Origin of the sequence: Dickeya poaceiphila (assembly GCF_007858975.2) — a bacterium.
GTDB classification, from domain to species: Bacteria; Pseudomonadota; Gammaproteobacteria; order Enterobacterales; family Enterobacteriaceae; genus Dickeya; species Dickeya poaceiphila.
On record NZ_CP042220.2, the window covers coordinates 1,210,250 to 1,222,526 of the forward strand.

The following is a 12,277-nucleotide window of genomic DNA, read 5'->3' on the forward strand; positions in this document are numbered from 1 at the left end:
ATTTAGCTGCTTAATGGAATGAGTGCGTGAAAGTGTAAATAATGTTCGATTTTATGCGGCGTAGAATATATACCCTAAATAATTCGAGTTGCAGGACAACACGCTCGCATGTTGAACAACGCAACGCGTTGGCCCGTTAGGGCAAGGTTCATTAGAGCCTTGTCACGCGGCAACGGGGTAATAAAGCCAACGCACCTGCAACTTGAAGTATGATGGGTATAGGCCTGTTCCTGATTCAGCGACAGACGAGCGTTATCGGTTACATAGGGCGCGGTTATCCAGAGAACAGGAAAAAATAATAATTTCAAACCGGAATAATTACCTTGCCATTCACCCAGGTTATCCTGAGTTCGATTGCTGGGCGATTTATATAGCTGGTACCACATCAATACGGCATAAATGCAGAAGGTACGGTTTTTAGACAAGGGTTTCTTCAAAAATCGTGCCGTATGGCCCTTATTCCACGTTACGAAGTGACAAGGATAATCGGCGAACACAAGGGAAATGTTTGCAGATGAGTATCTCGAAACTGCCACCGTTATCGCCGTCTGTTATCAGACGGATTTTATTTTATCTGCTGATGCTGCTCTTTTGTCAGCAATTGGCCATGATTTTCTGGCGTATTGGTTTACCGAACAGTACACCGGTTGCCAGTGTGCAGATCATCCCGGCGCAGGCTAAGCAGCAACCAGTCACCCTGAATGACTTCACGTTATTCGGCGTTTCTCCCGAAAAAAGCAAAGCGGGTACGCTGGATGCGTCGCAAATGGGCAATTTACCACCTTCTACGCTGAATCTTTCCCTCACCGGTGTCATGGCCGGCAGTGATGCTTCGCGTTCTATTGCCATCATCAGCCAGGGTGGTGAGCAGTTTAGCCGTGGCGTGAATGAAGAGGTTCCCGGTTATAACGCCCGGATTGTGTCGATCCAGCCAGATAAAGTCGTGCTGCAGTATCAGGGGCGTTATGAAGTGTTGGGATTATACGGTCAGGAAGAAACCAATCCGGACGGCGTAGTCGGTGCTCAGGTCACTGAGCAACTTCAGCAACGCGCTTCTACCGCCATGAGCGATTATGTCTCTTTCTCCCCGGCTATGAACGGCAGCAAGTTGCAAGGGTATCGGTTGAGTCCGGGACCGAAAAGCGATTCGTTCTACCGCGTCGGGCTTCAGGATAATGATATGGCTGTTGCCCTAAACGGGTTGGATTTGCGTGACGAGGAACAAGCTAAAAAAGCCATGGAGCGTATGGCGGATGTGCATAACTTTACCCTGACGGTGGAACGCGATGGTCAGCGTCAGGATATTTATATGGAATTAGGTGGAGACGAGTAACGTGTTTAGCAAAGGAATAAAAAAAAGCTGGGGGTGGCTGGGGTTAACCGTTCTCCTGCTTGGTTCGCCGTGTGGCTGGGCCGCTGAGTTTTCAGCCAGTTTTAAAGGAACCGATATTCAGGAATTCATCAATACAGTCAGCAAAAACCTGAACAAAACGGTGATTATTGATCCGACGGTTCGCGGCACCATCAGCGTACGCAGCTATGACATGATGAACGAAGATCAGTACTACCAGTTCTTCCTTAGCGTGCTGGATGTCTATGGCTTTTCTGTGGTGCCGATGGATAACGGCGTATTGAAAGTCATCCGTTCCAAAGATGCTAAATCGTCTTCCATTCCGCTTGCCAATAACGAACGGCCTGGCATCGGCGATGAATTGGTCACCAGAGTCGTGCCGCTCAATAATGTGGCGGCACGTGATCTGGCGCCATTGCTGCGGCAACTCAACGATAACGCCGGCGCCGGTACTGTCGTGCATTATGAACCGTCCAACGTGTTGTTGATGACCGGGCGTGCTGCGGTGATCAAACGGCTGGTGGATATTGTCAATACCGTGGATAAAACCGGTGATCGTGAAATGATTACCGTCCCGTTAACCTATGCGTCGGCAGAAGATGTTGCCAAGCTGGTGAACGATCTCAGCAAGAGCGATGAGAAAAACGCGTTGCCCAGCACTATGCTGGCCAACGTGGTGGCGGATAGCCGCACCAACTCGGTGGTGGTGAGCGGTGAAGAAAATGCCCGCCAGCGCGCAGTAGAAATGATCCGCCAGTTAGATCGCAAGCAAGTGGTGCAGGGCGGCACCAAAGTTATCTATCTCAAATATGCCAAGGCGTTGGATCTGATAGACGTACTGGCCGGTAATGGAACCAGCGGCAGCCGTAATTCATCATCGACGAATTCATCACATTCCCCTTCCTCTTCTGCTTCGCGTTCGGGCAACAATTCAAACAGCAGTGGTAACGTGAGTTCGTCTAACAGTGCTTATGGCAGCTCGTCCTCGTCGTCCAGTTCCAGTATGGGATTTGGGTCTGCGTTTGGCTCAACCAGCAGCTCAGGTGGCCGCACGATTATGATTCAGGGTAAAGAAGTGACGGTTCGCGCCCATGATCAAACCAATTCGCTGATTATCACTGCGCCGCCCGATATCATGCGCGACCTGGAGCAAGTGATCAATCAACTGGACATTCGTCGTCCGCAGGTGCTGGTGGAGGCAATCATTGCTGAAATTCAGGATGCAGATGGCCTGAATCTGGGGATTCAGTGGGCCAACAATCGCGCCGGAATGACCCAATTCACCAATACCGGTATCCCGGTTTCAACGGCAGTGATCGGAACCGAACAGTTCCGCAGAGATGGCTCGTTGACAACAGACTATGCCAATGCGATCAGTAACTTCAATGGTATTACAGCCGGCTTTTATCGTGGCAATTGGGCCATGTTGATGACGGCGCTATCCAGCAACAGTAAAAATGATGTGCTGGCGACGCCAAGTATTGTGACGCTGGATAACATGGAAGCGACCTTCAATGTGGGCCAGGAAGTGCCAGTCTTGACCGGCTCGCAAACCACGGTTGGTTCAGGAAACAACATTTTTAATACTGTCGAACGTAAGACCGTCGGCATCAAACTGCGCGTCAAACCGCAGATTAACGAAGGCGATTCGGTGTTGCTGCAAATTGAGCAGGAAGTGTCCAGCGTGGCAGACAGCAATAGCAGCGCCAACAGTTCACTGGGTGTGACCTTTAATACCCGAACGGTGAATAACGCAGTTATGGTGAGCAATGGCGAGACGGTCGTGGTGGGCGGGTTGCTTGATAAAACCACCGATGAAAATAACAGCAAAGTGCCTTTATTGGGCGATATTCCGGTGCTGGGCAATTTGTTCCGTTCGAAGAGCCAGAGCGTGAAAAAACGCAATCTGATGCTGTTTTTACGACCGACCATCATCCGCGACCCGAAACAATTCCAGGATGCATCGATCAGTAAATACCGCAGTTTTAACAACGAACAGCAACAGCAGCGCGGTGAAGGCAGCGGCGTGCTGGATAGCAACACGGTGCGCTTACCCGGTGGCAACACCTACACCTTCCGACAGGTGCAGTCATCCATCGCCGCGTTTTATCAACCGGAGGGGCGATGAGCGCTCAGCCCGCCCACACGCCTGACTTGCGACCTGTATTGCCGTTTGCGTTTGCCCGTGCACAGCAAATTCTGTTGCTGCAAGATGAGTCGGCGACAGTTGCAGAGGCGGTTTGTGTACCCGGCACCTCGGCACTGGCGTTACTAGAGGCTCGCCGGGTCGCCGGGGTAGCGTTGGTGGTCAGTCAGGTCAGCCCGGAAGAGTTTGAGCGGCAACTGGTGATGCGTTATCAGCGTGATTCAGAAGAAGCACGCCGCCTGATGGAAGACATCGGCAACGATATCGATTTCTACACGCTGGCCGAAGAACTGCCGGACAGCGACGATTTGCTGGATGCCGACGATGATGCGCCGATAATTCGGCTTATCAACGCCATGCTCACCGAAGCTATCAAGCACAAAGCATCCGATATCCATATCGAAACTTTTGAGCGCCACCTGTTGATTCGGTTTCGTATTGATGGCGTGCTACGGGAAATTTTGCGGCCACAACGCCAACTGGCGTCGCTGCTGGTATCCCGTATCAAAGTGATGGCGAAGCTGGATATTGCCGAAAAGCGCGTCCCGCAGGATGGACGTATGGCGCTGCGCATCGGTGGCCGAGCCATTGATGTACGTGTCTCGACCCTGCCATCCAACTATGGCGAGCGCGTGGTGCTGCGTCTGCTTGATAAAAACAGCGTCCGACTGGATTTGGAGACGCTGGGGATGGCTGAACACAATCGCCGCCAGTTGGATACGCTCATCCACCGTCCACACGGCATTATTCTGGTGACCGGTCCTACCGGTTCGGGGAAAAGCACCACCCTGTACGCGGCACTGAGCCGCCTCAATTCCGCCGAACGCAATATCATGACGGTGGAAGATCCTATTGAATATGAACTGGACGGTATCGGGCAGACTCAGGTCAACCCCAAGGTAGACATGACGTTCGCTCGTGGTTTGCGCGCTATTTTGCGTCAGGACCCGGACGTGGTGCTGGTAGGGGAAATCCGTGACGGCGAAACGGCACAAATCGCGGTGCAGGCGTCGTTGACCGGTCATTTGGTGTTATCCACATTGCATACCAATAGCGCGCTGGGCGCGTTGTCCCGCTTGCAGGATATGGGCGTTGAGCCGTTTCTGCTGTCCACGTCACTGCTGGGGGTGCTGGCACAGCGGCTGGTGCGCACATTGTGCCCGTCATGCCGCCAGCCTTATAGCGTCAACGACGAACAGGCGCAACAGACCGGTCTGGCGGTGGGAACCACGCTCTATCATCCCGGTGGTTGCGAACAATGCGGTTATAGCGGTTATCGTGGCCGTACCGGCATTCATGAGCTGTTGTTGATCGACGATACGGTGCGTACCGCTATTCATCGTGGTGAAAGTGAACTGGCTATCGCTCGGATGCTGGGCGACACGCGAGTCTCGATTCGTCAGGATGGGCTGGACAAGGTACTGGCGGGCGTTACCTCCTGGGAAGAGGTGGTACGTGTAACGAAAGAGGAATGACATGGCGCTGTTCCAGTATCAGGCATTGAACGCTCAGGGAAAGAAAAGTCAGGGAATGCAGGAGGCGGACTCTGCCCGTCACGCGCGTCAACTGCTGCGTGAAAAAGGGCTGGTGCCGGTCAAAATTGAGGAACAGCGTGGCGAGGCGGCTCCCCGCAGCGGTTTTTCCCTGTCGCTACGCCGTTCGCATCGTATCAGCGCCAGCGATCTGGCGCTGCTGACCCGTCAGTTGGCGACGCTGGTGGCGGCGGCATTGCCGCTGGAAGAGGCGCTGGATGCGGTGGCTAAGCAGAGCGAAAAACCGAAGCTGAGCGCGCTGATGGCAGCGGTGCGCGCCAAAGTGGTGGAAGGGCATTCGCTGGCTGAAGCGATGGGCAATTTCCCCGGCAGTTTTGAGCGGCTGTATTGCGCCATGGTGGCGGCGGGCGAAGCATCCGGTCATCTGGATGCGGTGCTGAACCGGCTGGCGGATTACACCGAACAGCGCCAGCAGATGCGCAGTCGTATTCAGCAGGCGATGATTTATCCCTGTGTGCTGACGCTGGTGGCGATTTCGGTGGTGTCCATCCTGCTGTCTGCCGTGGTCCCCAAAGTAGTCGAGCAGTTTATCCACATGAAACAGGCGCTGCCGCTCTCCACCCGGCTGCTGATGGGCGCCAGCGATGCGGTAAGGGCCTATGGACCCTGGGTGGTTTTAGCGCTGGTGCTGGCGGTAATGGGATGTCGTGTGTTATTGCGTCAGGAAAAACACCGTCTTGTCTTCCACCGGCGTTTATTGTTCCTTCCTGTGATCGGGCGTGTGGCGCGGGGCCTCAATACCGCCCGTTATGCCCGAACCCTGAGCATTCTTAATTCCAGCGCCGTACCGCTGTTGCAGGCGATGCGTATCAGCGGTGATGTGCTGACCAACGATTACGCCCGCTTCCGGCTGGGGCAGGCGACCGATGCGGTGCGTGAAGGGGTGAGCCTGCACAAGGCGCTGGAGCAGACATCGCTGTTCCCGCCGATGATGCGCCATATGATCGCCAGCGGTGAACGCAGCGGTGAGCTGGATGGCATGTTGACCCGCGCGGCGGATAACCAGGACCGCGAATTCAGCGCCCAAATGACGCTGGCTCTGGGCTTGTTCGAGCCACTGCTGGTGGTCAGCATGGCTGGCATTGTGCTGTTTATTGTGCTGGCTATCCTCCAGCCGATTCTGCAGTTGAATACCCTGATGAGTATGTAGTGAAAATTGATACGTTAATGAGGTAAGGAAAACATGGAACAACGTCAGCGAGGTTTTACCCTGTTGGAAATCATGGTGGTCATCGTCATTCTTGGCGTACTGGCCAGTCTGGTTGTCCCGAACCTGATGGGCAACAAAGAAAAAGCCGACAAGCAGAAAGCCATCAGCGACATTGTTGCGCTGGAGAGCGCACTGGATATGTACAAACTGGATAACAGCCGTTATCCGACAACCGAGCAAGGGTTGGGAGCGCTGGTGAAAAAACCGACCACGCCGCCGGAGCCGCGCAACTATCCGCAGGATGGGTATATTCGCCGTTTACCACAAGACCCGTGGGGTGCGGAATACCAATTGGTCAGCCCTGGCCGTCACGGCAAGATAGATGTGTTCTCTTACGGCCCGGATGGTATGCCGGATAGCGATGACGATATCGGTAACTGGAATGTCGGCAACGGTGCGCACAACAACGGTAGCAACGGTAGCGGGAACCCCTGATCGTGCGCCAGCGGGGGTTCACGCTGCTGGAGATCATGCTGGTGGTGTTGCTGGCCGGCATTGCCGCCACGCTGGTGATGATGGCGATTCCTGCGCCTAAGCAGCAGGACAGCGGCTGGCAGGTAGCCCGCTTCAAGGCACAACTGCAATACGCGGTGGAGGACAGCCAGATGAATGACCATATTCTGGGCATTTATATGCAGCCTCACCGCTGGCAATACGCGTTGTTGCAGCGTCAGGTGGTGGAGAATTCGCCGCAAGAGCAGCAGCGCTTGCGTTATGTCTGGGTGCCCTGGCAGCCGTACCGCATGTCTTCACCCAGCGAACTGCCGGATGGCTTTCAAATTGAGCTGTCTACACAGGTGGGGGCTGCGGGTGATGGCGCCGGTTTTTCGCCGGGTAATGGCGACCCTAACATTCTGATTCTGCCGGGCGGAGAAGTGACGCCATTTCGTCTGACCTTGCGCAACGGCAGCAACTCTGCCTGGCTGCAGGTGGATACCAATGGTCAGGTACACACCTCGCCGGAAGCGGAGCAGTAAGCGATGAGACAACAGGGAATGACGTTGCTTGAAGTGATGGTGGCGTTGGTTATTTTCGCGCTGGCTGGTTTGACGGTGCTAAAAACAACCGCGCAGCAGGCAAACAGCCTGGGACGCCTGGAAGAGAAAACCTTCGCGCTGTGGATTGCGGAAAACCAACAGGCGGTGATGCGGTTGGAAAAACAGTGGCCGCAAACCCAATGGGTGCAAGGTGAGGTCAATTTTGCCGGTTCACCGTGGTTTTGGCGTATTCAGGGCGTGGCGACGGCAGATACGCGGGTACGCGCAGTAGATGTTGAGGTTCGTCATGAACGGGACAGCCGGAGCGCTGATGCCGTATTACGTAGCTATCAGGTCCAGCCGGGGGAACCCGAACAGTGAGGCGGCCAGAGAGCGGATTTACCCTGCTGGAAGTGATGCTGGCGCTGGCAATTTTCGCCGCGCTCAGTCTGGCCGCGTCGCAGGTAATGAATGGCGTGATGCGCAACGACGAGGCATCGGCGCGTAAAGAAGCGCGTCTGGCAGAGTTACAGCGGGGGTTTTCCCTGATGGATCGCGATTTTTCACAAATCGTTCCGCGTCGTAATCAGGGTTATGAGCTGGGGTTTTACGCTGAACGTTATCAGTTAGGTAGCGCCGACTGGGCAGTCAGTTTTATCCGCAACGGCTGGCTCAACCCGTTGGGTATTCTGCCGCGCTCTGAATTGCAGCGGGTCGGGTATCGGTTGCATGGCGATACGCTGGAACGGCTGTTCTATGATTCTTCCGAACCCTTGACGACACAGGAACCGGCGATACGCCCGGTGTTAACCGGCGTGAACGGTTTCGTATTGCGTTTTTTCGGCAAAGGCGGCTGGCAGGAGCGTTGGGATGACCCGGCGTATCTGCCGAAAGGCATTGCGGTCATCGTTACATTGCGGGATTACGGTGAGATTACCCGCGTGTTTTTGGTTACGCCGAACTATGTGGAGACACAGCCTAAGGCCACCCCGAATGGCAGCAATAGCGATGAAAATAAGGATACGAACAATCAGGATGCGCCGCCGGAGAATACCGACTCGTCTGGCGAGCAGAATCCGGCGTCACCGGATGATAACGAGGGAGCTGGCTCATGAGTCGTCGGCAACGTGGCGTCGCCTTGTTGATTGTGATGCTGATGCTGTCGCTGATGGTGACCATCGCCGCCTCCATTACCGAGCGCAGCGGCAAAGCCTGGCTGCGCACCAGCACCTTGCTGAACCGTACTCAGGCTCGCTGGTATGCGCTGGGTGCGGAAGCATTGATTTCCAGTACGCTACAGCGAGATGCCCATGCATCGCCGGAGAGCACCTTTATCGGTCAATCCTGGTCGAAGGTGGATCATCAGATGATGGCGGACGGCAGTGAAATTCGCGCCCAGGTGCAGGATGGCCAGGCTTGTCTCAATCTTAACGCGCTTAGCCCGACCAAAAAGCTGATGCTTGATGGCGCATCTGGCGACGGCAATACGGGCAACGACGGTAGCGGCAGTAATAGCAGCAACAGCAATCAATCCTCGCCTGCTAAAGGCGGTCCCCCTGAAAAAATGCCCTATGCCGCGCAGGTTTTTCGGCAGTTATTGATGGTGTTGGGCGAGGAGCAGCGGCAGGCGGAGCGTATCACAGACGCGGTACGCGACTGGATCGACGAGGATAGCGAACCCTTGATGAACGGTGCGGAAGACGACAGCTATGTCAATTTTCATCCCGGTAACCAGCGCATGACGGATGTCACGGAGTTACGGGCAGTCATGGGGGTAGATGCGGGGTTATACCGCCGGTTACTGCCTTATGTCTGCGTGTTGCCGGTAGATAAGCTGACGGTCAACCTCAACACCCTGACGCCAGAAAGCGCGCCATTGTTGTCGGCATTGTTCATGGGAGAGATAAACACGGAATCAGCCGTGCGAATTTTACAGCAGCGTCCCCCTCAGGGATGGCGCAATCTTAATGATTTTATGGGAATGTCGGCACTGCCGGAAAAAGCCAAAACCAGTGTCCGTCAGGCGCTGGTTCTCAAGAGCGAGTGGTTCTTCGCCGACATTCAGATACGGGTGGACGACAGTGAATTCTATCAACGCAGCCTGTTTCATCGTGGTAAACAGACTGAGGTGGTACAGCGTCAGTATGGCGGATATAGGACGGTGAATCCATGAACAAGTCAGAAAACGCCAGCGCTAAACAACAGCTGATTTTGCGGTTGTCCGCAGAGGCATCGGACAGTCTGGAGTGGCTTATCTGGTCGGTCAGCCGTCATCAGACCCTGACTCGCGGTAGTGGAACGCAGGAAAGCCTTCAGGCCGTGCTGGCGGATTATCCGGTGATGTCGATGCGGGTGCTGGTGCCGTCTACCGATGTCACCTTCCATAACCTGTCACTGCCGCGTCAGTCTCGCCGGCAATTATTACAGGCTATTCCCTTCATGCTGGAAGAACAGGTGGCGAGCGATATTGACCAACTGCATTTTGCCGTCATGGACATTCAGGGAGATAACGCAACCGTTGCGGTGGTGCAGACATCACGTCTACAGGCATGGCTGAATCAGTGTCAGGCGCTGGATGTGCCGGTAGAGATGGTGGTGCCGGATGTCATGGTATTACCGCGCCTTGACAGCGCCTGGAGTGCCGTCAGCCACCAAAATTTGTGGCTGTTTCGACTGGATAACGGTATCGGTATGGCGGCGGAAGAGAGCTGGTATCAATCGCTGCTGGCCGGGTTTCAGCCGCTGCCTGCCATACATTGTTATAGCCCGTTGCCAGCCTCGGCGCTGACCTGGCAGCCGCAACCGGTGACGGATTTGTTGTCGCTGGCCGCACAGGCTAGTCTGCCGATGAGTATGGATCTGCGTCAGGGCGAATACGCGCCGGTGAAACCCTGGAAACAAGCGTTGCTGCCGTGGCGTAATGTGCTGATTGCGTTGTGCGCCTGGCTGTTGTTGCTGCTGGGGGAGTCGGTCTGGAGCCATTATCAACTGTATCGTCAGGCAGATTACTGGCGTCAGGAGAGTGTAAGGGTGTATCGCAAACTGTTTCCGGATGAAAAACAGATAGTGAACCCGCGCGCACAGATGCAGCGGCATTTGCAGGAAGCGCAATCCGGCGTAAGCGACTTTGCATTAACGGAACAGATGAACCGGTTGCAGCAACTGGTTGCACAGAATGATGGGGTATCGCTGCAATCGCTGTCGTATGATCGCGGACGTGAAGAATTGCGCCTCAATCTGCGGGCGACATCCTATGCGCAGATGGAGCAGTTCCGCCAGCAGGCTCAGGTCTATTTCCAGATCCCGCCGGGTGAAATGAAGCAAGAGAAAGACCATGTGGAAGGTCAGTTAACCCTGAGGAGTCAGCCATGAATGAATTGCGTCGTCGCTGGCAGGTAATGAGCCAGCGTGAGCGGATGATGACGCTGGTGTGTGCCGGTCTGGTGTTACTGTGCCTGCTGTATTACCTGTGTTGGGTACCCTGGCAGGAACAGGCGCGACAATGGCAGATGGCCATTGATCGTGAGCGCCAAACCGTGCGCTGGATGCAACAACAGGCCTCGCGTTTGCCGGCGCAGGACGGCGCGAGGCGGCAAATAGCAGGGCGGGATATCAGCCTGACGGTGTTAGTGCCGCAAAGCGCGGCCCGTTATGGCATTACCGTGTTGCGTATGCAGCCGCAGGCGTCGCAGATGTCGGTGACGCTGGCCCGTAGCGATTTTAACAACCTGTTGCACTGGCTGGCTGAACTGGAGCAGAAAAACGGCGTCATTACTCAGGGGATGGATGTGACCGCAGTCCCCAACAGCCCCGGTATAGTAGAAGTCACCCGTCTGTCGTTGGAGCGTGTGCTCTAACGACAGACGCGGCTGCCCTGCCTGATATCTGGCGGGTGCATCAACGTAATGCTGTCGCTGATAATCAGCCAGTCTGCGCGCTGGCGCGCAAAAAACGATACCTACTGCCTGCTGGTCTGGCACCTGACTTGTGTATTGTGTCAGCATACCGGGTCATCAGGGATCGGGATGGAGAATGATATGGATCTGCTCGCTTTTGCCAGTGCATTCCCGCGTATCTGGCTGTTCGCGTTGTTCGTGCTGGGGTTGATTGTCGGCAGTTTTCTCAACGTGGTTATCCATCGGTTGCCGGTCATGCTGGAACGAGGCTGGCAGCAGGAAGCGCGTATGCATCTTGGCTTGCCAACCGGCGAACCCTCTGCCCGTTATGATCTCATCTGGCCCCTTTCTTCCTGTCCGCATTGTCATCAACAATTGCGTGTGCGTGACAACATTCCGCTGCTGAGTTGGATAGGGTTGCGTGGGCGCGCCCACTGCTGTGGCGGCGCGGTGTCCTGGCGTTATCCGCTGATTGAATTGTTGTCTGGGCTATTATTTCTGCTGGCCGGTGTACTCTGGCACCCAGGGCTGGCATTGCTGGGGGCGTTGCTGTGTTTTGGGACGTTGCTGGCGCTGGCGGTTATTGATGCCCGAACCCAGTTACTGCCAGATGTTATGACATTGCCGCTATTGTGGTGCGGATTGCTGTTCAATCTGTCAGATACGTTTGTCCCGCTTGAACATGCTGTGATCGGTGCCATGGTGGGGTATGTGTCGTTATGGCTGATTTACTGGGCTTTTCGTCTGTTGAGTGGGCGTGAGGCGTTGGGATACGGTGATTTTAAGCTATTGGCCGCGTTAGGTGCCTGGCTGGGCTGGCAGGCGTTGCCTAATCTGGTATTGATTGCGTCGCTGACCGGGCTGGTAGCGACGCTACTGTGGCGACGTATACAGCGCATCAGTATGCAGCAACCGTTGGCGTTTGGTCCCTGGCTGGCGGTAAGCGGTGTAATCGGTTTGGTATTCAATGTACTGGGCGGCTGGGGCCACTGAATCCACATCGGGCAGAGCAAACGTCTGTTACGGTGGGGCACCGTCTCTGGTGCGGCGTATCGCTACCGTAACTGGACTTATCCCTAAAAAAACAGGCTGGCAGAAGCGCTGCCAGCCTGTCGTTTATTCGTCTTTCGTATACTGATAATTA

Annotated in this window: 12 protein-coding genes; all 12 read left to right on the plus strand. The window is 55.1% G+C overall.

Features of this window, described 5'->3' with window-relative positions:
• Positions 1–514 precede the first annotated feature (514 nt).
• Complete coding sequence (gspC, locus tag Dpoa569_RS05295; RefSeq protein WP_146411125.1) at positions 515–1,333, plus strand: type II secretion system protein GspC; 819 nt, start codon at positions 515–517, stop codon at positions 1,331–1,333.
• 1 nt (position 1,334) lies between these two features.
• Positions 1,335–3,479 (plus strand): type II secretion system secretin GspD, encoded by a 2,145-nt coding sequence (gene gspD / locus Dpoa569_RS05300; RefSeq protein ID WP_146411128.1) that lies wholly within the window; start codon positions 1,335–1,337, stop codon positions 3,477–3,479.
• Positions 3,476–4,972 (plus strand): type II secretion system ATPase GspE, encoded by a 1,497-nt coding sequence (gene gspE, locus Dpoa569_RS05305; protein WP_042871909.1) that lies wholly within the window; start codon positions 3,476–3,478, stop codon positions 4,970–4,972. Before gspD ends, gspE begins: the two co-directional genes overlap by 4 nt.
• A gap of 1 nt (position 4,973) precedes the next feature.
• Entirely contained in the window at positions 4,974–6,200 is a 1,227-nt protein-coding gene (gspF, locus tag Dpoa569_RS05310; RefSeq protein WP_042871907.1) for a type II secretion system inner membrane protein GspF, read from the plus strand.
• Between the two features lie 33 nt (positions 6,201–6,233).
• Positions 6,234–6,695 (plus strand): type II secretion system major pseudopilin GspG, encoded by a 462-nt coding sequence (gene gspG, locus Dpoa569_RS05315; protein WP_042871905.1) that lies wholly within the window; start codon positions 6,234–6,236, stop codon positions 6,693–6,695.
• Between the two features lie 2 nt (positions 6,696–6,697).
• A complete protein-coding gene (gene gspH, locus Dpoa569_RS05320) occupies positions 6,698–7,237 on the plus strand; it encodes a type II secretion system minor pseudopilin GspH (RefSeq protein ID WP_042871903.1) in 540 nt (179 codons plus the stop codon).
• Positions 7,238–7,240: 3 nt separating this feature from the next.
• Positions 7,241–7,618 carry a type II secretion system minor pseudopilin GspI gene (gene gspI / locus Dpoa569_RS05325; RefSeq protein ID WP_042871901.1) on the plus strand — a complete coding sequence of 126 codons (378 nt, stop codon included), beginning with the start codon at positions 7,241–7,243 and terminating at the stop codon, positions 7,616–7,618.
• The gene (gspJ, locus tag Dpoa569_RS05330) at positions 7,615–8,352 is read left to right on the plus strand and encodes a type II secretion system minor pseudopilin GspJ (protein WP_042871897.1); all 738 of its coding nucleotides are present in this window, start codon (positions 7,615–7,617) and stop codon (positions 8,350–8,352) included. The genes gspI and gspJ overlap by 4 nt, the downstream gene beginning before the upstream one ends.
• The gene (gene gspK / locus Dpoa569_RS05335; RefSeq protein WP_042871895.1) at positions 8,349–9,410 is read left to right on the plus strand and encodes a type II secretion system minor pseudopilin GspK; all 1,062 of its coding nucleotides are present in this window, start codon (positions 8,349–8,351) and stop codon (positions 9,408–9,410) included. Before gspJ ends, gspK begins: the two co-directional genes overlap by 4 nt.
• Entirely contained in the window at positions 9,407–10,609 is a 1,203-nt protein-coding gene (gene gspL, locus Dpoa569_RS05340) for a type II secretion system protein GspL (protein ID WP_042871893.1), read from the plus strand. Before gspK ends, gspL begins: the two co-directional genes overlap by 4 nt.
• A complete protein-coding gene (gene gspM, locus Dpoa569_RS05345; RefSeq protein WP_042871891.1) occupies positions 10,606–11,094 on the plus strand; it encodes a type II secretion system protein GspM in 489 nt (162 codons plus the stop codon). The genes gspL and gspM overlap by 4 nt, the downstream gene beginning before the upstream one ends.
• A 180-nt stretch (positions 11,095–11,274) precedes the next feature.
• Positions 11,275–12,126, plus strand: coding sequence for a prepilin peptidase (locus Dpoa569_RS05350; protein WP_042874027.1), 852 nt, complete (start codon positions 11,275–11,277; stop codon positions 12,124–12,126).
• Positions 12,127–12,277 lie beyond the last annotated feature (151 nt).